The 20,966-nt window shown below is 71.7% G+C and carries 16 protein-coding genes and 1 rRNA gene; 9 read left to right on the top strand and 8 right to left on the bottom strand.

Annotated features, from left to right (window positions below; translation table 11 throughout):
• Positions 1 to 93: ribosomal RNA gene (rrf, locus tag ACZ60B_RS28955) — 5S ribosomal RNA — on the top strand; the annotation flags it as partial.
• A 128-nt stretch (positions 94 to 221) separates the two neighbouring features.
• Here rrf and ACZ60B_RS28950 read toward each other — a convergent pair.
• The 5 genes from ACZ60B_RS28950 to ACZ60B_RS28930 are packed head-to-tail and all read right to left on the bottom strand — an operon-like array spanning position 222 to position 5,805.
• Entirely contained in the window at positions 222 to 1,532 is a 1,311-nt protein-coding gene (locus ACZ60B_RS28950) for a DUF58 domain-containing protein (RefSeq protein WP_469391967.1), read from the bottom strand.
• Positions 1,532 to 2,521 (bottom strand): AAA family ATPase, encoded by a 990-nt coding sequence (locus tag ACZ60B_RS28945; RefSeq protein ID WP_469391978.1) that lies wholly within the window; start codon positions 2,519 to 2,521, stop codon positions 1,532 to 1,534. Before ACZ60B_RS28945 ends, ACZ60B_RS28950 begins: the two co-directional genes overlap by 1 nt.
• Positions 2,521 to 3,714, bottom strand: a complete 1,194-nt coding sequence (locus tag ACZ60B_RS28940; protein ID WP_469391965.1) for a DUF4350 domain-containing protein — start codon at positions 3,712 to 3,714, stop codon at positions 2,521 to 2,523. Before ACZ60B_RS28940 ends, ACZ60B_RS28945 begins: the two co-directional genes overlap by 1 nt.
• The gene (locus ACZ60B_RS28935; RefSeq protein ID WP_469391963.1) at positions 3,711 to 4,490 is read right to left on the bottom strand and encodes a DUF4129 domain-containing protein; all 780 of its coding nucleotides are present in this window, start codon (positions 4,488 to 4,490) and stop codon (positions 3,711 to 3,713) included. The genes ACZ60B_RS28940 and ACZ60B_RS28935 overlap by 4 nt, the downstream gene beginning before the upstream one ends.
• A 4-nt stretch (positions 4,491 to 4,494) precedes the next feature.
• Positions 4,495 to 5,805 carry a hypothetical protein gene (locus tag ACZ60B_RS28930; protein WP_469391961.1) on the bottom strand — a complete coding sequence of 437 codons (1,311 nt, stop codon included), beginning with the start codon at positions 5,803 to 5,805 and terminating at the stop codon, positions 4,495 to 4,497.
• Positions 5,806 to 5,945: 140 nt separating this feature from the next.
• On the opposite strand from ACZ60B_RS28930, the gene mtnA reads away from it, so the two are divergent.
• The 7 genes from mtnA (at position 5,946) to ACZ60B_RS28895 (ending at position 15,063) form a co-directional block, all read left to right on the top strand.
• Positions 5,946 to 7,088: an S-methyl-5-thioribose-1-phosphate isomerase gene (gene mtnA / locus ACZ60B_RS28925; protein ID WP_469391959.1), complete on the top strand. Its 1,143-nt coding sequence runs from the start codon at positions 5,946 to 5,948 to the stop codon at positions 7,086 to 7,088.
• 191 nt (positions 7,089 to 7,279) lie between these two features.
• A complete protein-coding gene (mtrA, locus tag ACZ60B_RS28920) occupies positions 7,280 to 7,969 on the top strand; it encodes a two-component system response regulator MtrA (RefSeq protein WP_187284748.1) in 690 nt (229 codons plus the stop codon).
• 1 nt (position 7,970) lies between these two features.
• Positions 7,971 to 10,034, top strand: a complete 2,064-nt coding sequence (gene mtrB, locus ACZ60B_RS28915) for an MtrAB system histidine kinase MtrB (RefSeq protein ID WP_469391956.1) — start codon at positions 7,971 to 7,973, stop codon at positions 10,032 to 10,034.
• Positions 10,024 to 11,865, top strand: coding sequence for an LpqB family beta-propeller domain-containing protein (locus tag ACZ60B_RS28910; RefSeq protein ID WP_469391954.1), 1,842 nt, complete (start codon positions 10,024 to 10,026; stop codon positions 11,863 to 11,865). The genes mtrB and ACZ60B_RS28910 overlap by 11 nt, the downstream gene beginning before the upstream one ends.
• A 290-nt stretch (positions 11,866 to 12,155) precedes the next feature.
• Positions 12,156 to 13,106 carry a ComF family protein gene (locus ACZ60B_RS28905; RefSeq protein WP_469391952.1) on the top strand — a complete coding sequence of 317 codons (951 nt, stop codon included), beginning with the start codon at positions 12,156 to 12,158 and terminating at the stop codon, positions 13,104 to 13,106.
• Between the two features lie 315 nt (positions 13,107 to 13,421).
• Positions 13,422 to 14,114, top strand: a complete 693-nt coding sequence (gene hpf, locus ACZ60B_RS28900; protein ID WP_469391950.1) for a ribosome hibernation-promoting factor, HPF/YfiA family — start codon at positions 13,422 to 13,424, stop codon at positions 14,112 to 14,114.
• A 205-nt stretch (positions 14,115 to 14,319) separates the two neighbouring features.
• A complete protein-coding gene (locus tag ACZ60B_RS28895) occupies positions 14,320 to 15,063 on the top strand; it encodes a response regulator (protein WP_152893678.1) in 744 nt (247 codons plus the stop codon).
• Positions 15,064 to 15,147: 84 nt separating this feature from the next.
• Here ACZ60B_RS28895 and ACZ60B_RS28890 read toward each other — a convergent pair whose 3' ends face one another.
• Both ACZ60B_RS28890 and ACZ60B_RS28885 read right to left on the bottom strand, forming a co-directional pair.
• Positions 15,148 to 16,317, bottom strand: a complete 1,170-nt coding sequence (locus ACZ60B_RS28890) for a winged helix-turn-helix domain-containing protein (RefSeq protein ID WP_469391948.1) — start codon at positions 16,315 to 16,317, stop codon at positions 15,148 to 15,150.
• Between the two features lie 234 nt (positions 16,318 to 16,551).
• Positions 16,552 to 17,130 (bottom strand): GNAT family N-acetyltransferase, encoded by a 579-nt coding sequence (locus ACZ60B_RS28885; protein WP_469391946.1) that lies wholly within the window; start codon positions 17,128 to 17,130, stop codon positions 16,552 to 16,554.
• A 255-nt stretch (positions 17,131 to 17,385) separates the two neighbouring features.
• On the opposite strand from ACZ60B_RS28885, the gene secA reads away from it, so the two are divergent.
• Positions 17,386 to 20,205 carry a preprotein translocase subunit SecA gene (gene secA / locus ACZ60B_RS28880; RefSeq protein ID WP_469391944.1) on the top strand — a complete coding sequence of 940 codons (2,820 nt, stop codon included), beginning with the start codon at positions 17,386 to 17,388 and terminating at the stop codon, positions 20,203 to 20,205.
• Positions 20,206 to 20,338: 133 nt separating this feature from the next.
• On the opposite strand, the gene ACZ60B_RS28875 is transcribed toward secA, so the two are convergent.
• Entirely contained in the window at positions 20,339 to 20,938 is a 600-nt protein-coding gene (locus ACZ60B_RS28875) for an Rv3235 family protein (protein ID WP_469391942.1), read from the bottom strand.
• Positions 20,939 to 20,966: the final 28 nt, after the last annotated feature.

Raw genomic sequence — 20,966 nt, 5'->3', positions numbered from 1 at the left:
ACGCCCGGTTACATTCCGAACCCGGAAGCTAAGCCTCACAGCGCCGATGGTACTGCAGGGGGGACCCTGTGGGAGAGTAGGACGCCGCCGAACAAATTTTATGGAAAACCCCCGTGCCATTCGGCACGGGGGTTTTCTGCGTTTGAGGCCGAGTGGCGTCATGTCGCATGTGATCGGGTGGGCGAGCCCTTCAGTTCAGAGAGGCTCGCCCAGCCGTCGTCTCAAAGGCGTCCTGCCGATTTCAGCGCCAGGTATGCGTCCGCCAGCGCGGGAGCCAGTTCATCGGGGGTCGCGTCGACGACCGTGACCCCGTGGCGACGGAGCTGGTCGGCAGTACGCCGGCGTTCCGACTGGGACTGGGCGGCCGCAGCGGATTCGTAGACCGCGTCGACGGAACCGCGGGCCGTCGCCAGACGGGCGATGCTCGGATCGGCGACGGACGCCACCATCACCGTATGGCGCTGAGTGAGCCGACCGAGGACCGGGAGCAGCCCTTCCTCCATCGGAGCCGCGTCGAGCGTCGTGAGCAGCACGATCAGGGAGCGGCGAGGGGCCGTACGCAGGGCTGTCGCCGTAAGGGCCCGGGCGTTCGTCTCGACCAGTTCGGGTTCGAGCGTGGCCATCGCCTCCACCAGGGAAGGCAGGACGTCACGTGCGCTTCGGCCCTGGACGAGGGCACGGACCCGGCGGTCGTAGGCGAGCATGCCGACCCGGTCACCGGCGCGGGATGCCAGGGCGGCGAGCAGCAGCGCCGCGTCCATCGAGGCGTCCAGACGAGGGACGTCGCCCACGCGGCCCGCCGAAGTGCGGCCGGTGTCGAGCACCAGCAGGATGTGGCGGTCGCGTTCGGGACGCCAGGTGCGGACGGCGACCGTGGTGTGCCGGGCGGTGGCGCGCCAGTCGATGGAGCGGGTGTCGTCGCCGGGCACGTACTCGCGCAGGCTGTCGAACTCCGTGCCCTCGCCCCGCGTGAGCAGGCTGGTGCGTCCGTCGAGCTCGCGCAGGCGGGCGAGCTTGGACGGGAGGTGTCTGCGGCTGGTGAAAGGGGGAAGGACGCGCACCGTCCAGGGGACCCGGTGGGTGCCCTGGCGGGAGAAGAGACGCAAGGGACCGTAGGAGCGGATCGTCACCCGGTCCGCCTGACGGTCGCCTCGACGGGTGGGGCGCAGCCGGGTGGTGACACGCCGGCGCTCGCCCGCGGGGATCGTCAGGAGGTGACGGGAGGCGGGCCCCTCCGTGCCGGGTTGCCAACTGCTCGGCGGCCAGGCGTCCCGGAGCTGCGCGCGCAGCGGCCGATCGGTGGGGTTGGTGACAGTGAGGGTCACGTCGGCGGCCTCGCCCAGACGCACGGAGGTGTCGCCGGAACGGGTCAGGCCGAGACGCCGTACCGGCGCCGCGAGGGCGAAGTCGCAGGCGCACGCCACCGCCACGGAGGCGTTCACGGCGAGGACGCCCGTCCAGCCGGGGGCCCAGACGCCGAGGGGGACCGAGCCGAGGGCCGCGAGCAGTGCGGCGCGTCCGGTGAACCCCATCAGCGCGGGACGGGGACGTGGGCGAGGATCGCGTTGATGACGGAGTCGGCCGTCACACCCTCCATCTCCGCCTCGGGGCGCAGCTGGACGCGGTGCCGGAGGGTGGGCAGGGCCAGGGCCTTCACGTCGTCGGGGATGACGTAGTCGCGGCCCGTGAGCCAGGCCCACGCGCGCGAGGTGGACAGCAGGGCGGTGGCACCGCGCGGGGAGACGCCGAGGGTGAGGGAGGGGGAGTCGCGGGTGGCGCGGCAGATGTCCACGACGTAGGCGGTGATCTCGGGGGAGACGGTCGTCTTGGCGACCGCGGCGCGCGCGGCTTCCAGGTCGGCCGCGTTCGCGACGGGGCGTACGCCCGCGGCGCGCAGGTCGCGCGGGTTGAAGCCCTCGGCGTGCCGGGTCAGTACGTCGATCTCGTCCTGGCGGGAGGGCAGCGGGATCGTCAGTTTGAGCAGGAAGCGGTCCAGTTGGGCTTCGGGCAGCGGGTACGTGCCCTCGTACTCGACCGGGTTCTGGGTCGCGGCGACCAGGAAGGGGTCGGGGAGGGGACGCGGGGTGCCGTCCACCGTGACCTGGCGTTCCTCCATGGCTTCGAGGAGGGACGACTGGGTCTTGGGCGGGGTGCGGTTGATCTCGTCGGCGAGCAGGAGGTTGGTGAAGACCGGGCCGGGCTGGAAGGAGAACTCGGCGCTGCGGGTGTCGTAGACCAGAGAGCCCGTCACATCACTCGGCATCAGGTCGGGAGTGAACTGGACGCGCTTGGTGTCTAGTTCGAGCGCGGCGGCGAGGGTGCGGACGAGCAACGTTTTGGCGACTCCGGGGACTCCTTCGAGGAGAACGTGTCCGCGGCAGAGGAGGGCGACGACCAGACCGGTCACGGCGGGGTCCTGGCCGACCACCGCTTTGGCGATCTCGGCGCGCAGGGCTTCCAGGGAGGCCCGGGCGCTGCCCTGGTCCCCGGTGTACCCGGCGTTGTCAGTGGTCGGGTCCATCATGAACGGCGTACCTCTCTTTCGAGGGCGTCGAGTTGGTCGGCAAGTGCGATCAGGGCCGTGTCGTCGCTGGGCGGCGGGCCGAAGAGGAGGGAGTGCAACTGTCCTTCGCCGTCCAGGTGGGCGGAGAGCGCGGGGAGCAGGGCCTCGGGTGCGTGCGCCTGGGCCACGGGGACGCCCACGAGGGGGGCGAGGCGGGTGCGGGTGGTGGAGCGGAGAGCGGTGGCCGCGCGGTCGCGGGCGTTCGCTCTGCGGTAGAGGCGGGCGCGGCCTTCGACGGTCTCGGAGGCGCGGATCGCCACGGGGAGATTTTCGGGCACCAGGGGGCCGAGGCGGCGTGCCCGCCACAGGGCGGCCACGGCTGCGGCGACGAAGAGCTGCAAGGTGCCCCACAGCCAGCCGGACGGGAGCAGGTCCAGGAAGCTCTCCTGGCCGCCCTGGTCGGTTGCCGAGTCGTCCGCCGGTGAGGGGAGATACCAGGTCAGATGGGGGCGCGAGCCGAGGAGTTGAAGCGCGAGCGAGGCGTTGCCCTGCTCGTCGAGGGTGTCGTTGTAGAGGATGTCCGGTGCGCCGAGCACGACGGTGTCGCCGCTGCCGGACGCGTCCGGGACCCGCACCAGGGTGGCCAGGCGTTCGCTGGGGTAGCACTCGTCGGCGTCGTGGTGAGTGGTGGTGTAGCGGATGCCGCCGGTGTCCGCGGTGCCCGCGCGTCGGGCGGCGGGCAGGTCGCAGTCCGGGGAGAGCGTCGCGTCGTAGCTGGTGGCGGGGTCCGCGGTGACCCCGGGGGCGAGCCGTTCGACGGACCAGCTGCCCGCGGCGACGAGTACGGTGCGGCCGCCGGTGCCGGCGGTGGCGGAGTGCAGGCGGCTCTGCTGACTCTGCGTCAGCAGGTCGGGGACGGCGACCAGGAGGGTGGTGTCCGGGCCGGCCGCGGCGCGGGCTTCGTCGAGGGTGGTCACCACACGGGTGTCGACGCCGCGTTCGGCGAGGAGCGCGGCGACGGCACGGCTGCCGTAGGGATCGACGGAGCGGGGGTCGAGCGCGCCGTGCCCGGTGCCGGAGCGGACCAGGGCGATCGCGACGGCCCCGGCCAGCAGCAGGACGAGAGCGAGGGCGATTCCGCGCGCGCGGGTCCACAGATGCCGGGGGGAGGGCGAGACCGAGGTGGACGGGAGCGTGGCCTCTTCGGTCATTCGGCGGCTCCCTGGCGGGCGTCGTGGGCCGTGCCGGGAGCGCTGGTCGCGAGGTCGGGTCTGGCGCTCTCCAGATCGCGGTCGAGTTCGGCGATGCGGTGGTACGACTGCTCGCTCGCCGTGCGTCCGCCGTACGTCACGTCGTCGAAGTCCAGGGCGGCGGTGCGCAGCCGGTCGGCGTGCTCGCGCAGGGCGCGGCCCGCTTCCGCGGCGGCCTCGTCGGCGGTGCGGCCGGGGCGGACGTCGAGGAGAGCACGCTCCTCCAGGGAGCGGACGATGGCCCGCATGCGTTCCTGGACGGCCCTGTTCCAGTGGCCCTGGGCGGCGTGCGCCTCGGCGGCCGCGCGGTGGTCGGCGGCGGTGCGGGGCCGGTCGTCGAACAGGGCGGGGGAGGACGCGGGTGGCCGGCGCGGGGTGCCCAGGCGCCACCACAGGGCGCCCAGCAGGGCGACCACGGCCAGGACGATCAGAACCAGTCCGACCGTCCCCCCGGGGGTCGCGGTCGAGGCGGTGCCGAGGAGCCTGCCGATCCACTCCCACACGGCGTTCAGGGCGCGTTCGAACAGGCTGGGGTCGTTCTGGTGGTACACGCTCTTGGACAGCTCATGGCGGGCCGCCTCCCGCGCGGGGTCCCGCCCGATCGTCACCGGCGGTTCGTCGGAGCGTGCCAGTGACCCCATGGATGTGTCGCCGGCGCGCAGCACGGCCCGCACGGCCGTGCCGGTGGTGCGTGGCAGTGCCGGCAGTGCTGTGAGAACTCCCCCCGTCGGACTCACCGCATCAGCTCCCTGGGGTGGCGCCGGAGCTGCTGTAGCCCTGGACGCCGGCGGCGCGGGCCAGATCGAGGTCGAGCGCCTCGCGGCGGATGCGCTGGTCGATGTAGAGGAGCACGGTGACGCCCGAGCTGATCGGGAAAGTGATCATGGAGCCGATCACCGCGCCGATGCCGCTGACGACGAGGAACGTCCAGCCGTAGTCGCCGCCGCTGGTGAGGAAGCCGGAGATGCCGCCTCCGCTCAGGGCGGCGGCGAGCAGGGTGAACGGGACGACGACGATCGCGGCGACGATGTTCGCGATGAACGCCCCGAGCAGCTGGATGCCGAAGACCCGCCACCAGGCGCCGCGCACGAGCTTGGCCGAGCGGCTCATCGACTTCTGGATGCCCTGCTTCTCCAGCATCAGCGCGGGCGCGGCCAGCGAGTAGCGGACGACCAGCCACAGGGCCACGAGGGCAGTGCCCATGCTGCCCAGGACGGCGAGGCCGGCACCCGGCGCCGTGGCTCCCGCGACGGCGACGAGGATGCCGGGCACCGCGCCCGCGGCGGTGACACCGAACGTCAGGAGCAGGAGCAGCAGGATCAGGCCGCACAGTTTCGCGCCCTGCGGGCGGGCGTCGCGCCAGGCCTCGCCGGTGGTCACCGGCTTGCCGATGACGGCACGGCTGATGACGGTGGCGAGCATGGCGGTGGCCACCAGGGTGCCGATCATGGAGACCAGGACGAGCACACCGGAGTTGAGCAGGGAGTACTCCATGGCGCGGGTGAGCTCGCTCACCGTCGCGCTGGGGTCGTCGAGGGCCGCGGTGCCGGCGCTCTCGTCCAGGACGAGGCCGCGCAGCAGTACGACGACGGTCTCCGTGACGACCGCGACGGCCAGCGACAGGCCCAGCACCGTGCGCCAGTGGGCACGCATGGTGGCCACGGCGCCGTCGAGGATCTCGCCGACGCCGAGCGGGCGCAGCGGGATCACCCCGGGCTTGGCGGCGGGCGGTGGTCCACCCCAGCCCGCGCCCCAGCCGTAGTGGCCGCCCGGACCGCCGTAGCCGCCGGGGCCGACGGGGGGTCGGTGGCCCTGGCCCGGGACGGGCGGTGGGGGCGGCGGGGCCTGGCCGGTGTTCGGCGGGACGGCCGGCGCGGACCACTGTGCCGGTGGCGGCTGCACCTGGGACCACTTTGCGGCCGGGTTCTGCGGGTCCGTGTCCGAGGGGGCCGCGGGCTGTGCGGCGGTGGGCTCGGCGGAGCCGGACGCATCGGGCGCCTGCCCGTCGGACGGGGCGGATCCGGGCGAGGCCCAGCCCGGAGTGTCTTTCATCGTCGCTCCTTCACGGTGCCCGTCCGCGGTCGCGGCGGAAGGTTGGCAGACATCGTGCCATGGGGTGGTCATCGGGGGACCGGCCGCGGTCGGGGCTGCACGCCTTCAATTGTCCGACGGATCCGGGGCAGACTGACCGCATGGCTGATCAGTACGCGCAAGCAGGCGAGGGCAAGCGGCCGACCGAGATACCCGTCATTCGCTGGGAGGAGCCGCCCGAGGGGCCGGTCCTGGTGCTCCTCGACCAGACGAGACTGCCGAGCGAGGAGGTCGAACTGGTCTGTACTGACGCGTCGGCGCTGGTGGAGGCGATTCGCTCGCTCGCCGTGCGCGGTGCGCCGTTGCTCGGCATCGCCGGGGCGTACGGGGTCGCGCTCGCCGCCGCCCGCGGGTTCGACGTGGACGAGGCCGCGACGGCGCTGGCCGGTGCCCGGCCCACGGCCGTGAACCTCGCCGTCGGGGTGCGCAGGGCCAGGTCGGCGTACGCGGCCGCGCTGGCCCGCGGGGACGCCCGACGGCAGGCGGCCGGTGCGGCGCTGGCCGCGGCGCGGCAGCTGCACCGGGAGGACGCGGAGGCCAGCGCCCGGATGGCCGGGCGCGGGCTGGCGCTGCTGGACGAGCTGCTGCCCGGTGGCGGACACCGTGTCCTCACCCACTGCAACTCCGGATCGCTGGTGTCGGGTGGGGAGGGGACCGCGTTCGCGGTGGCCCTCGCCGCGCATCGGGCGGGGCGGCTGCGGCGGCTGTGGGTGGACGAGACGCGTCCACTCCTGCAGGGCGCGCGTCTGACCGCGTACGAGGCGGCCCGCAGTGGCATGGCGTACACCCTGCTCACCGACAACGCGGCGGGGTCGTTGTTCGCGGCGGGCGAGGTGGACGCCGTCCTGATCGGAGCCGACCGGATCGCGGCCGACGGGTCGGTGGCGAACAAGGTGGGGAGCTACCCGCTCGCGGTGCTGGCGCGCTACCACCATGTGCCGTTCATCGTGGTGGCGCCGGTGACGACGGTGGATCTCCGGACGGCGGACGGAGCGTCGATCGAGGTCGAGCAGCGCCCCGGGTTCGAGGTGACCGAGGTCATGGCGCCGCAGGTGCAGCCCGTCGGGGCGGGGGGCGGGATCCCGGTGGCGCCGCTGGGCACGCAGGCGTACAACCCGGCGTTCGACGTGACACCGCCGGAGCTGGTGACGGCGATCGTCACCGAGGAGGGCGTGGTCTCGCCCGTGACGGCCGAGGCTCTCGCCCGGCTGTGCGCCGGGTCGCGCGAGGCGGCGATGGACTGATGTGATCGGGGTGGGGCGAGGCGATGTGGACGCCTCGCCGGTCACGGTCCGCGGGTCGGCGGTCTGCCGTCCGTGAAAAACGGGGACGCCCACGTCCGTGGCCGAGGGCAGACAGTGATGGCCGGGTACGACTATCGTCACGGGTCGGTGACCCTGCTCACCTGCGCCTCCTTCACCGTTACGAGAATGGGATGATGTCGTTTATGAAGGGACGAGTCCTTGTCGTCGACGACGACACCGCACTGGCCGAGATGCTCGGCATTGTGCTGCGTGGTGAAGGTTTTGAGCCGTCTTTCGTAGCCGACGGTGACAAGGCGCTGGCCGCCTTCCGTGAGAGCAAGCCCGACCTGGTGCTCCTGGACCTGATGCTGCCCGGACGGGACGGCATCGAGGTGTGCCGCCTGATCAGGGCGGAGTCCGGGGTGCCGATCGTGATGCTGACGGCGAAGAGCGACACCGTCGATGTCGTGGTGGGCCTGGAGTCCGGTGCCGACGACTACATCGTGAAGCCGTTCAAGCCCAAGGAGCTGGTCGCCCGCATCCGGGCGCGCCTGCGCAGGTCCGAGGAGCCGGCACCGGAGCAGCTCGCCATCGGCGACCTGGTCATCGACGTCGCCGGGCACTCCGTGAAGCGGGACGGGCAGTCGATCGCGCTGACGCCGCTGGAGTTCGACCTGCTGGTCGCGCTGGCCCGCAAGCCGTGGCAGGTGTTCACCCGCGAGGTCCTGCTGGAGCAGGTGTGGGGCTACCGGCACGCCGCGGACACCCGGCTGGTCAACGTGCATGTGCAGCGACTGCGCTCCAAGGTCGAGAAGGACCCGGAGCGCCCGGAGATCGTGGTGACCGTCCGCGGTGTGGGCTACAAGGCGGGACCCAGCTGACATGACCGGTGACAGCGCCGCTTCGGCGTCCGGGCAGAACGGGGCCCGAGCCGGGCGGCCTGTCGACCGGAAGACGATGGGCTCCCGCTGGGGGCGCCTGTGGGAGGGCGGTCTGCTCCAGGGCGGAGTCCAGGGCAGCCCGGTGCTGCGCCTGCTCATGCGCTGGGTGCGCCGGCCGCTGCTGCCCGTCATGCGGCTGTGGCGGCGCAACATCCAGCTCAAGGTCGTCGTCACGACGCTGCTGATGTCGCTCGGCGTCGTCCTGCTGCTGGGCTTCGTCGTCATCGGACAGGTGCGCAACGGCCTGCTGGACGCCAAGGTGAAGGCCTCCCAGAGCCAGGCCGCCGGCGGATTCGCGGTGGCCAAGCAGAAGGCCGACGAGGCGGCGGCCGGTACCGACGGCGATGTCGCCACGGTGGACGGCCGGCCGTCCCAGAACGTCATCGAGTGGATGAGCAACCTCGTGTCGTCGCTCTCCAGCGGCGGCCAGGGCGCCTTCGACGTGGTGACGCTGCCCGCGGGCGACGACAGCGGCGGCGGCCGCGGACCGCGCGCCTCCGGCGGTGTCGACCCGACGACGAGCGTGCCCGAGGAGCTGCGCGCGCGCATCGACAGCAGCACGGCGGCCGCGCAGGAGTACACCCGCATCGTCTACAAGGACGACGACACGGAGTCCCAGCCGGCCCTGGTCATCGGCAAGCAGGTCAACGACCCCAACGGTGACCCGTACCAGCTGTACTACCTGTTCCCGCTGACGCAGGAGGAGAAGTCCCTCAGCCTGGTCAAGGGCACCCTGGCGACCGCGGGCCTCTTCGTCGTCGTACTGCTCGGGGCCATCGCGTGGCTCGTGGTGCGGCAGGTCGTCACGCCGGTGCGGATGGCCGCCGGGATCGCCGAGCGGCTGTCCGCGGGGCGCCTGCAGGAACGTATGAAGGTCACCGGCGAGGACGACATCGCGCGGCTCGGCGAGGCCTTCAACAAGATGGCGCAGAGCCTCCAGCTGAAGATCCAGCAGTTGGAGGACCTGTCGCGGATGCAGCGTCGGTTCGTGTCGGACGTGTCGCACGAGCTGCGCACGCCGCTGACGACCGTACGGATGGCCGCGGACGTCATCCACGACGCGCGCGCGGACTTCGACCCGATCACCGGGCGGTCGGCGGAACTGCTCGCCGACCAGCTGGACCGGTTCGAGACGCTGCTCGCGGACCTGCTGGAGATCAGCCGCTTCGACGCGGGCGCGGCGGCGCTGGAGGCCGAGGCGATCGACCTCCGGGAGGTCGTGCGGCGCGTGGTCAGCGGTGCCGAACCGCTGGCCGAGCGCAAGGGCACGACGATACGGGTCGTCGGCGACCAGCAGCCCGTCGTCGCCGAGGCGGACGCCCGCCGGGTGGAGCGCGTGCTGCGCAATCTCGTCGTCAACGCGGTCGAGCACGGCGAGGGCAGGGACGTGGTCGTCAAGCTCGCGTCGGCGGGCGGTGCGGTCGCGGTCGCGGTGCGCGACTACGGTGTCGGGCTCAAGCCCGGCGAGGCCACCCGCGTCTTCAGCCGCTTCTGGCGCGCGGACCCGGCACGCGCGCGTACGACCGGTGGTACGGGCCTCGGGCTCTCCATCGCCCTGGAGGACGCGCGGCTGCACGGCGGCTGGTTGCAGGCCTGGGGCGAGCCGGGCGGCGGTTCGCAGTTCCGGCTGACGCTGCCGCGCACCGCGGACGAGCCGCTGCGCGGTTCGCCGATACCCCTGGAACCCAAGGACTCGCGGCGCAATCGCGGGCTCGACGAGGCCGGCCTCCCGCGCGGGGGAGCCGAGAAGGCCGCCACCGTGCCGATGCAGTCGACCGGTGAGCGCACGGCGTCGTCGCGGGCTCCGCTCGGGCCGCGCACGGCCGGCGTGGCCGCCACGGCGGACCCGACCGCGCTGCCCGGCAACGGCGCGCGCGTGGTGCCCAGGCCCGGTACGGGCGGGCTGAGACAGGACGACACGCCCGCAGTGGAGGCGGCCGTGTCCCGCCGGGACACCCGGTCCCAGGACGCGGACGAGCAAGGGGAGGCATTTCGTGGGCGCTGACCGCGAGGGGGGCGCCCGGCGGATGCCGGGGCGCGCGGTGGTGGCCTACGCCGCCAGTGGGGTCGTACTGCTGGGGGGCTGCGCGTCGATGCCGGACGACGGGGACCTGCGCGGTGTGGAGTCCACGCCGCGCCAGGACATCCAGGTGCGGGTGTTCGCCATGCCGCCGCGGGAGAACGCGCAGCCCTCGGAGATCGTCCAGGGCTTTCTGGAAGCGCTGACCAGCGACGATCCGACCTACGCGACGGCCCGCCAGTATCTGACGGGCGAGGCCCGGCAGACCTGGAGGCCCGACGTGTCCACCATGGTGCTGCTGGACGGCCCGGACACCGAGGCCGGCCCGTTGGGGGGCCGGGCGGACGGCGACGACTACTCGTTCACCCTGACCGGCACCATGGTCGCGGCCGTGGACGCCCAGCAGGCTTACACGCCCGCCTCCGGGCGCTACAGCCAGCCGGTGCACCTGACGAAGAACAAGAAGACCGGGCAGTGGCGCATCGACGGGCTGCCGCAGGGCGTCGTCATGGGCAAGTCGGACTTCGAGCGCAACTACATGTCCGTCAACAAGTACTACTTCGCCTCCAACAGCGCGGACGCCGGGAGCGGACAGCCGACGGGCGTGGCCGATCCGGTCTACGTGCGCGAGCGCGTGGACCCGCTCACGGAGATGGTGCGCTCCCTCATCGAGGGCCCCACCAGCTGGCTGCGGCCGGTGGTCAGGTCGAGCTTCCCCACCGGTACGGCGCTGGACAAGGGGGTCACCTCGCTGACGCCCGACGACCAGAACAAGCTGACCGTGCCGCTGAACGACAAGGCCGCCGGGGTCGGGCGGGCCCAGTGCGACGAGATGGCGGCCCAGCTCCTGTACACGTTGCACAACCTCACCCCGGCGGTGGACGAGGTCGAGCTGCGGGCGGGCGGCGCACGGCTGTGCTCGCTCGACGAGGAATCGGCCACGGCCGTCGCCGCGCGGGGTTCGGCAAGCCACCCCGACTACCTGTACTTCATCGACGGCAAGCACCGGCTGGTGCGGATCCCGGGCGGCAGCAGCGACACGCCGAAGGTCGAGCCGGTGCCGGGGGCGCTCGGCGAGGAGGACAAGCAGCTGCGGGCGGCGGCCGTCTCGCGGGACGAGCACACGGCGGCCGGAGTGAGCTCCGACGGCAAGGCGCTGTACGTCGGTTCCCTGGTCTCGGGCAGTTCGATCGGGGAGCCGGTGCTGCGCAGCACGGGCAAGACCGAGACCGACCGGCTGACCACGCCCAGCTGGGACGCGCGCGGTGACCTGTGGGTGGCCGACCGCAACCCGGCCGCCCCGCGGCTGCTGCTGCTGGAGAAGGGCGCGGGCGTACCGCTGGAGGTGCGCGCTCCGGCGCTGACCGGGCGCATCAGGGACGTACGGGTGGCCGCCGACGGGGTGCGTATCGCGCTCGTGGTGGAGGAGAAGGACGGCAAGGAGTCCTTGCTCATCGGGCGGATCGAGCGGGACGAGAAGGACGGTGAGCGGCCGGTGGTGTCGGTCCTCGAGCTGCGCTCCGCCACCCCTGAGCTGGAAGAGGTCACGACCATGGCGTGGGCCGGGGACAGTCGGCTCGTGGTGGTCGGGCGCGAGCAGGGGGGCGTGCAGCAGATGCGGTACGTCGAGGTCGACGGCTCCGTGCCGGAGGGGCCGACGCCCGCCGCCGTGACCGGCGTGAAGGAGATCGCCGCCTCCGAGGACGAGCGGCTGCCCCTGGCGGCCTACTCGGAGGACGGGATCGTCCGGCTGCCTTCCGGGGCGCAGTGGCAGAAGGTGGTCAAGGACGGATCGGCTCCGGTTTATCCGGGGTGATCCGGTCCGGGTGATCCGGTCGGCCGTATCCGGGTTTCCGGGTGCGGGCGTGAGGACAGAGGTTCCGGATTCTTTCCGGATAAAAGGTTGAAGTAGGCGGCCGTTTTCGTTCGGGGTGTCCCCGGTACGGAGGCGGCCGTCCGCTTTTCCGTCCCGTCCTGTCGTTTCGCCGCCGGGTGGGGCGCCTGCGTATGTGTGGGGTGTCTGTCCGGGAGCAATGCGCGGAGTTTTCCACAGGGTGTTTTCCACAGGCCTGGCCGAGGGGCGCGGGTGCGGGCACAGTGGTGGACATGCGGGGGTGGTGGCGGGACCTCACCGATCTGGTGCTGCCGGCCGAGTGCGGTGGTTGCGGACGGCCTCGTACGGTGCTCTGCGCGCCGTGCCGGGCCGCTCTGTACGGGGCCGCGCCGGGCCGGGTGCGGCCGGTGCCGCGGCCGCCCGGACTCCCGGCCGTGCACGCGGCGGCGCGGTACGGGGACGAGGTGCGGGCCGTGCTGCTGGCCCACAAGGAGCGGGGCGTGCTGGCGCTCGCGGGGCCGCTCGGCACGGCTCTGGCGGGAGCCGTGCGGTCGGGGCTCACGGCGGCCGGGGCGCGGGCCGGCGGGGCCGGTACCGGGCCCGGAGCCCGTCGGGTCGCGGCGGGGGCCGAGGCGCCGGTGCTGCTCGTTCCCGTGCCGTCCGGGCGACACGCGGTGCGGGCGCGGGGACATGACCCGGCGCGGCGGATCGCCCTCGCGGCCGCCGGTGAGCTGCGCCGCACCGGAACCCCGGCCCGGGTGCTCGCCGTGCTGCGGCAGCGGCGGATCGTGGCCGACCAGGCGGGACTCGACTCCCGGCAGCGGCTGGCGAATCTCGCGGGCGCGCTGACGGTGGTGCCCGGCGCGGGGCGGTTGCTGGACGAGGGGCCGGTCGTGCTCGTCGACGACCTGATGACCACCGGCGCCTCCCTCGCCGAGGCGGCGCGGGCCGTGCGGGCCGGGTGGACCGTGCGGGCGGAGGCGGCGCGGGCGGGGGCGTACCGGTGGCCGGATACGGACGAACGAGGGTTCATGGGGGCGACTCCCGTGTATCCGCGAGCAGGTCGGGAAGGCAGAGAGGAACGAACGGACGGGACGAGCGAAGGGAGGCGGCAGCCGGCTCGGTCCGGAGAGTCATGGACGCACGACGGCGAGTGGCGAGCCCTGCTCTGTGCAGCCGTGATCGCGGCACCAGCGGATTCTTTTGAAATAAACCGGAACTGACCGTGGACTTGCGTCGTTGCAGGTAATGAGCCGGTCAATTCACCTGAACGGAGGTATGTCGCGTTAGAGGGTGACGACATCCGTCCGGGCGAGATATGTTCGGTTGTGAGGGAAAGCCGCAGGCCACCCCTCGCATATCCGAATGCCGTGCCGTGGTTTTGCGCTATCGGCGACGGCATCGGGGGTGTAGATCTTGCCCATGGGGGAGGAGGAGGTGGAAGTCGCCGAGTCCGAGGTTCCGGAGTTCACCGGAACCTGGTGCAAAAGGGAGATGCCCCGCCGGTGCTGCGGGGCGATCCGGGAACGGAGTTCTGCGTGGACATCGTCGTCAAGGGCCGCAAGACCGAGGTGCCCGAGCGGTTCCGCAAGCACGTGGCCGAGAAGCTGAACCTGGACAAGATCCAGAAGCTCGACGGCAAGGTGATCAGCCTCGACGTCGAGGTGTCCAAGGAGCCCAACCCCCGACAGGCGGACCGCTGCGACCGGGTGGAGATCACGCTCCGCTCCCGCGGTCCGGTGATCCGGGCGGAGGCGGCGGCCAACGATCCGTACGCGGCACTCGACCTGGCAGCGGAGAAGCTGGACGCCCGGCTGCGCAAGCAGCACGACAAGAAGAACACGCGCCGCGGCGCCCGCAGGCTCACGGCGGCAGAGGTCGCCGACCACGTCCCGGGAGTGGCGACGCTCAACGGCAATGGCCACCCCGTCCCGGCGGAAGACGCGGACAGCGTGCCCACGAAGCGGATCGGTTCACTGGAAGTGCAGGGCGAGGGCCCCCTGGTGGTCCGCGAGAAGACACACGTCGCCGCTCCGATGACGCTCGACCAGGCTCTCTACGAGATGGAACTGGTCGGGCACGACTTCTATCTGTTCGTCGACTCCGAGACCAAGGAACCGAGTGTCGTCTACCGGAGGCACGCGTACGACTACGGTGTGATCCACCTGAGCACGGACACGATGGTCACCCAGGCGCACTCGCCCGGCGCGGGTGGAGCGCTCGGTGGCTGACCTTCACGGATGACAGATGAGACGGTGCCCCTGGAGCGCGCTCGCGCCCCCAGGGGCACCGATGTGCGCCCGCAGCGCTCACCGCTCTGTCACCGTGTTGAGGTCCGGACATGAAAGCATGGGGGCCGCGGCTCAACCGGTGGGCCGTTGCCTTGGGTTGGCGATGGCACAGGACCACGGGCCAAAGCCTTCAGGGGGAGGAACGATGGCGGACAGCTTCGGACCGATGCATGACGGGGATGCGGGAGGCGTCGTCGGCATGGGCCCGGACGCAGGCACTTCACGCAAGGAGCCGATCAGAGTCCTTGTCGTGGACGACCATGCCCTGTTCCGCCGTGGGCTGGAGATCGTGCTCGCCGCCGAGGAGGACATCCAGGTGGTGGGCGAGGCGGGCGACGGGGCCGAGGCCGTCGACAAGGCCGCCGACCTGCTGCCGGACATCATCCTGATGGACGTGCGGATGCCGAAGCGCGGGGGGATCGAGGCATGCACCTCCATCAAGGAGGTGGCACCCAGCGCCAAGATCATCATGCTGACGATCAGTGACGAGGAAGCGGATCTCTACGAGGCGATCAAGGCCGGCGCGACCGGCTATCTGCTCAAGGAGATCTCCACCGACGAGGTGGCCACCGCCATCCGCGCGGTGGCCGACGGGCAGTCGCAGATCAGCCCCTCCATGGCGTCGAAGCTGCTCACCGAGTTCAAGTCGATGATCCAGCGCACGGACGAGCGCCGGCTGGTGCCCGCGCCCCGGCTGACGGACCGCGAGCTGGAGGTGCTCAAGCTCGTCGCCACCGGGATGAACAACCGGGACATCGCCAAGGAGCTGTTCATCTCCGAGAACACCGTGAAGAACCACGTGCGCAACATCCTGGAGAAGTTGCAGCTGCACTCCAGGATGGAGGCGGTGGTGTACGCGATGCGGGAGAAGATCCTCGAGATCCGATGACGGACGGCAGCCGGTGACGGCGGGTGACGGCCGGACCGGAGGCGACGGGACGAGGCGCGACAGCCGGGGGCGGCGGGCCAGGCCCTAGGCGAGGGCGCGGGCGAGCTCCACGGTGAGGGGACCGCGCAGTTCGGGGGCGTCCACGCGCTCCACCCGGACGTCCGTGCAGTCCACCCAGCCCGCCGCGGCCACCAGGGCCTCGGCCACCGCCGGAACGGCCTTCGGGCCGTCCAGGGTGACCTGCTTGGCGACCAGCGTGCGGCCCTCACGGGCCGGATCCACCCGGCCGACGAGACGGCCCCCGGCGAGGACCGGCATCGCGAAGTAGCCGTACACGCGCTTGGGCTTGGGGACGTAGGCCTCCAGGCGGTGGGTGAAGCCGAAGATCCGCTCCGTGCGTGCCCGCTCCCAGATCAGCGAGTCGAACGGGGACAGCAGGGTGGTGCGGTGCCGGCCGCGCGGAGCGGTCTCCAGCGCCGCCGGGTCGGCCCAGGCGGGCTTGCCCCAGCCCTCCACCGTCACCGGGACCAGACCCGAATCCGCGACCACCGCGTCGAACTGCTCGCCCTTGAGGCGGTGGTAGTCGGCGATGTCCGCGCGCGTACCGACACCGAGGGACTGGCCGGCCAGGCGGACCAGGCGGCGCAGGCACTCGGCGTCGTCCAGCTCGTCGTGCAGCAGCGCGGCCGGGATCGCCCGCTCGGCCAGGTCGTACACCCGCTTCCAGCCGCGGCGCTCGACGCACACCACCTCGCCGTACATCAGCGCCCGCTCGACCGCGACCTTCGTGCCGGACCAGTCCCACCACTCGCTGGTCTTCTTCGCCCCGCCCAGCTCCGTCGCGGTGAGCGGGCCCTCGGCGCGCAGCTGCTTGACGACCTGGTCGTAGGTGCCCTCGGGCAGCTCGTGGTTCCAGTGCGGGCGGTTGCGGTAGGCGCGGCGGCGGAAGGCGAAGTGCGGCCACTCCTCGATGGGCAGGATGCAGGCCGCGTGCGACCAGTACTCGAAGGCGTGCGTGTCCGTCCAGTAGGCGTCGTCCACCGTCCGGCGGCCCACGGCGCCCAGGCGCGCGTACGGGATGAGTTCGTGGGAGCGGGCGAGCACCGAGATGGTGTCGAGCTGGACCGCGCCGAGATGACGCAGCACACCGCGGACGCCGGCCCGGCGGTCGGGGGCGCCGAGGAAGCCCTGTGCCCGGAGCGCGATGCGGCGGGCGTCGTCCGCCGAGAGGGTGATGGGGCGCGGGGTCGTCATACATCCGCACGATAGAGGGTGGGACTGACAGCGGGAGACGACAAGGAGACGTCAAGGGCGGCACCGGGCACGCGGACCGCGGGCGCGCCGACATGCGGGCGCGCCGACACGTGGGCACGGGGACCCCGACACGCGGGCGTGCGGCCCGCGGGTGGCAGACGGGCGTGCCGGATCCCGCTCGGGTCCGCCGAGCAGTCACGTCAGCCATGGCCGGCCTGATCCAAACGAAAGGCCCTAGGCGCGGCGCGCGGGGGCGGGCAGGTACGGGGCCGTCGACGGCAGTCCCAGGTCCGACGGCAGCAGGGAGCCCACCCAGCAGTCCCGTCGTACGCCCTTGTTGTTGATCGCGGAGCGCAGCGTGCCCTCGACGGTGAAGCCGGTGTTCTCCGCCACCGCGCGGGAGGCGTGGTTGCCGACCTCGGCGCGCCACTCCACGCGGTCGACCGCGAGCCGGGTGAAGGCCCAGCGGGCGGCGGCGAGGGCGGCCTCGGTGGTGTAGCCGTTGCCGCGGTGCTCCTTCGTGGCCCAGAAGCCGATCTCCGCCATCCCCAGGGAGCGCATGGTGAGCGCGAGCATGCCCACCAGGTCCCCCGTGGGGAGGAAGACTCCGAAGGTGAACATCGAGCCGTCGGCCCAGCCGTCCGGGACCATCTGGTGCGTGAAGCCCTGGGCGTGCTCGGGAAGGTAGGGGGAGGGGATCGTGGTCCAGCGCTGGATGTCGGGATCCTGGGCGGCGCCGTACACGGCGTCGGTGTCGTCCGGGCCGACGGGGCGCAGGACCAGACGGCCGGTGGTGAGCGTGACGGGTTCCATCGGCCGATTCTGCGCGCGTCCGGCCGATGGGCGCCATCTCTTTGCGCCACGTGAGCCGCCGATCACATTTCGTGCAATTCGGCGGCCGGACACGGCACCATCCGAGCGCTCCGTCCGTTGTGCCCATTGAAGACGTCCGTCGTGGTGGCGGCAGGCCTCCCGGGGTGGTGGGGTCCTCGCATACGATGGCCGTTGCTCAGCAAGTCAAATGGAAACCGACCGTCCCAGGCCCGACCGGCAAGGAGACCAACCCCCGTGTCCGTCCTCTCGAAGATCATGCGTGCAGGCGAAGGCAAGATCCTGCGAAAGCTGCACCGCATCGCGGACCAGGTCAACTCCATCGAAGAGGACTTCGTCGACCTCTCCGACGCCGAGCTGCGGGCCCTCACCGATGAGTACAAGCAGCGCTACACCGACGGTGAGAGCCTGGACGACCTGCTGCCCGAGGCCTTCGCCACGGTGCGCGAGGCCGCCAAGCGCGTCCTCGGCCAGCGGCACTACGACGTCCAGCTGATGGGCGGTGCCGCCCTGCACCTCGGCTATGTCGCCGAGATGAAGACCGGTGAGGGCAAGACCCTGGTCGGCACGCTGCCGGCCTATCTGAACGCCCTCTCCGGAGACGGCGTCCACCTCATCACGGTCAACGACTACCTGGCCGAGCGCGACTCCGAGATGATGGGGCGCGTCCACAAGTTCCTGGGCCTGGAAGTCGGCTGCATCCTGTCCAACATGACGCCGGCCCAGCGTCGCGAGCAGTACGCGTGCGACATCACCTACGGCACGAACAACGAGTTCGGCTTCGACTACCTGCGCGACAACATGGCGTGGTCGCAGGACGAACTGGTCCAGCGCGGTCACAACTTCGCGATCGTCGACGAGGTCGACTCCATCCTGGTCGACGAGGCCCGTACGCCGCTGATCATCTCCGGCCCGGCCGACCAGGCCACCAAGTGGTACGGCGACTTCGCCAAGCTGGTCACGCGCCTGAAGAAGGGCGAGGCGGGCAACCCGCTGAAGGGCCTGGAGGAGACCGGCGACTACGACGTCGACGAGAAGAAGCGCACCGTCGCCATCCACGAGCCCGGTGTGTCCAAGGTCGAGGACTGGCTGGGTATCGACAACCTGTACGAGTCGGTGAACACCCCGCTCGTCGGTTACCTGAACAACGCCATCAAGGCCAAGGAACTCTTCAAGAAGGACAAGGACTACGTCGTCATCGACGGCGAAGTCATGATCGTCGACGAGCACACCGGCCGTATCCTCGCCGGCCGCCGCTACAACGAGGGCATGCACCAGGCGATCGAGGCGAAGGAAGGGGTGCCGATCAAGGACGAGAACCAGACGCTCGCCACGGTCACCCTGCAGAACTTCTTCCGCCTCTACAGCAAGCTCTCCGGCATGACCGGTACGGCGATGACCGAGGCCGCCGAGTTCCACCAGATCTACAAGCTCGGCGTGGTCCCGATCCCGACGAACAAGCCGATGCTGCGCAAGGACCAGTCGGACCTGATCTACCGCACCGAGGTCGCCAAGTTCGACGCGGTGGTCGACGACATCGCCGAGAAGCACGAGAAGGGCCAGCCGATCCTGGTCGGCACCACCTCGGTCGAGAAGTCCGAGTACCTCTCGCAGCAGCTCAGCAAGCGCGGCATCCAGCACGAGGTGCTCAACGCCAAGCAGCACGACCGTGAGGCGACGATCGTCGCCCAGGCCGGCCGCCGGGGCGCCGTGACGGTCGCCACCAACATGGCCGGCCGTGGTACCGACATCAAGCTCGGCGGCAACCCCGAGGACCTCGCCGAGGCGGAGCTGCGTCAGCGCGGCCTCGACCCCGAGGAGCACATCGAGGAGTGGGCCGCGGCCCTGCCCGCCGCCCTGGAGCGCGCCGAGCAGGCGGTCCGGGCCGAGAAGGAGGAGGTCGAGGAGCTCGGCGGCCTCTACGTCCTCGGCACCGAGCGGCACGAGTCGCGCCGTATCGACAACCAGCTGCGCGGTCGTTCCGGCCGACAGGGCGACCCGGGCGAGTCCCGTTTCTACCTCTCCCTCGGTGACGACCTGATGCGGCTGTTCAAGGCCCAGATGGTCGAGCGCGTGATGTCGATGGCGAACGTGCCCGACGACGTGCCGATCGAGAACAAGATGGTCACGCGCGCGATCGCGTCGGCCCAGTCGCAGGTCGAGCAGCAGAACTTCGAGACCCGCAAGAACGTCCTGAAGTACGACGAGGTCCTCAACCGTCAGCGCGAGGTCATCTACGGCGAGCGGCGCCGGGTCCTGGAGGGCGAGGACCTCCAGGAGCAGGTGCAGCACTTCATGAGCGACACCATCGACGCCTACATCGCCGCGGAGACCGCCGAGGGCTTCCCGGAGGACTGGGACCTCGACCGGCTGTGGGGCGCATTCAAGCAGCTCTACCCGGTGAAGGTCACCGTCGAGGAGCTGGAGGACGCGGCCGGTGACCGTGCCGGTCTGACCGCCGAGTTCATCTCCGAGTCCATCAAGGACGACATCAACGAGCAGTACGAGGCGCGCGAGGCGCAGCTCGGCTCCGAGATCATGCGTGAGCTGGAGCGCCGGGTCGTGCTGTCGGTCCTCGACCGCAAGTGGCGCGAGCACCTCTACGAGATGGACTACCTCCAGGAGGGCATCGGCCTGCGCGCGATGGCGCAGAAGGACCCCCTGGTCGAGTACCAGCGCGAGGGCTTCGACATGTTCACCGCGATGATGGAGGGCATCAAGGAGGAGTCCGTCGGCTACCTGTTCAACCTGGAGGTCCAGGTCGAGCAGCAGGTCGAGGAGGTCCCGGTCGAGGACGTCCAGCCGTCGCTGACGAAGGAGCCCCAGGACGTGGTCCCGGCCCAGGCCGGCGCGCGTCCCGAGATCCGTGCCAAGGGCCTGGAGGCCCCGCAGCGCCGGGACCGGCTGCACTTCTCGGCGCCCACCGTGGACGGCGAGGGCGGCATCGTCGAGGGCGACTTCGCCGAGGACGACGAGCCGGTGCGCTCGGAGGCCGACGGCCTCACGCGTGCCGAGCGCCGCAAGCAGGGTCGTCGTATCGGCCGTCGCAAGAAGTGACGCGTGCCCCGCGGGCGGGGCGAGCGTGAGCGGTGAGTGGTGAAGGGCCGGGCATCCTCGGGGTGCCCGGCCCTTCGGCACGAGCGCGCCCGGTTCGTCGGCGTGGGTGCGTCCGGCCGGGGCGTCGTCGGGTTCAGCAGTCGTCCGTCCGGGGCCTGCGGGGGCCGCCCAGTTCCACCGCCGCGCAGCGCCAGCGCCGGTCGGCGCCCAGCTCCAGCCGGAAGGCCATGGCCCGCAGCCGGTCGCCGGCGCCGATGCGGGCGAAGGCCTCGACGGCGCCCGGGCGCGGTACGTAGTAGCCGATGTCGCGGACCACGGGGCGGCTGCCCCGGGTGCCGCGCAGGGGACCGTGCTCGGCGAGCCAGGCCAGTTCGTCGTAGGCCCGGCCGACGGTGTGCCGCAACATGCGGTGGACCGGGTGCAGCCCGCTCAGCACCGCGAGGAGGCGCTCGGCGAAGACATCGGTGGGGCGGGGCTGCGGGACCTGCCGGTGGGGCGGCCCGGCGGGGACGGTCGGTGCCGGGGACGTGACGGACGTGTCGACCGTGACGGGCAGGGCTCGGGACGCCGATGTGGGCGTGGACGTGGGTGCCGGGGCGGTGGCCGCGGGGGTGCGGGTCGGGCCCGTGCCTGGCGCGGTGCGGGTGGGGCCGGTACCGGGGCGGCGGGTGTCGTGACGGACCGGCGGGCGGCTGCCGGTGTGGCGGCGGGTCCTGGTCATCACCTTGTTCATGTGCGTCCCCGTTCCATGGGGCCGGCGG

It is taken from the genome of Streptomyces sp. NPDC104096, assembly GCF_055584385.1.
Note: the sequence above shows the minus strand (reverse complement) of the source record. Positions and strands in the feature narration are given on the sequence as shown.

What these genes read in the sequence shown, in the direction of transcription:
- ACZ60B_RS28950 (WP_469391967.1), bottom strand. Translation starts at nt 1,532, where the DNA reads ATGGGGTTCACCGGACGCGCCGCACTGCTCGCGGCCCTCGGCTCGGTC.
- ACZ60B_RS28945 (WP_469391978.1), bottom strand. Translation starts at nt 2,521, where the DNA reads ATGGACCCGACCACTGACAACGCCGGGTACACCGGGGACCAGGGCAGC.
- ACZ60B_RS28940 (WP_469391965.1), bottom strand. Translation starts at nt 3,714, where the DNA reads ATGACCGAAGAGGCCACGCTCCCGTCCACCTCGGTCTCGCCCTCCCCC.
- ACZ60B_RS28930 (WP_469391961.1), bottom strand. Translation starts at nt 5,805, where the DNA reads ATGAAAGACACTCCGGGCTGGGCCTCGCCCGGATCCGCCCCGTCCGAC.
- mtnA (WP_469391959.1), top strand. Translation starts at nt 5,946, where the DNA reads ATGGCTGATCAGTACGCGCAAGCAGGCGAGGGCAAGCGGCCGACCGAG.
- mtrA (WP_187284748.1), top strand. Translation starts at nt 7,280, where the DNA reads ATGATGTCGTTTATGAAGGGACGAGTCCTTGTCGTCGACGACGACACC.
- mtrB (WP_469391956.1), top strand. Translation starts at nt 7,971, where the DNA reads ATGACCGGTGACAGCGCCGCTTCGGCGTCCGGGCAGAACGGGGCCCGA.
- ACZ60B_RS28905 (WP_469391952.1), top strand. Translation starts at nt 12,156, where the DNA reads ATGCGGGGGTGGTGGCGGGACCTCACCGATCTGGTGCTGCCGGCCGAG.
- ACZ60B_RS28895 (WP_152893678.1), top strand. Translation starts at nt 14,320, where the DNA reads ATGGCGGACAGCTTCGGACCGATGCATGACGGGGATGCGGGAGGCGTC.
- ACZ60B_RS28890 (WP_469391948.1), bottom strand. Translation starts at nt 16,317, where the DNA reads ATGACGACCCCGCGCCCCATCACCCTCTCGGCGGACGACGCCCGCCGC.
- ACZ60B_RS28885 (WP_469391946.1), bottom strand. Translation starts at nt 17,130, where the DNA reads ATGGAACCCGTCACGCTCACCACCGGCCGTCTGGTCCTGCGCCCCGTC.
- ACZ60B_RS28875 (WP_469391942.1), bottom strand. Translation starts at nt 20,938, where the DNA reads ATGAACAAGGTGATGACCAGGACCCGCCGCCACACCGGCAGCCGCCCG.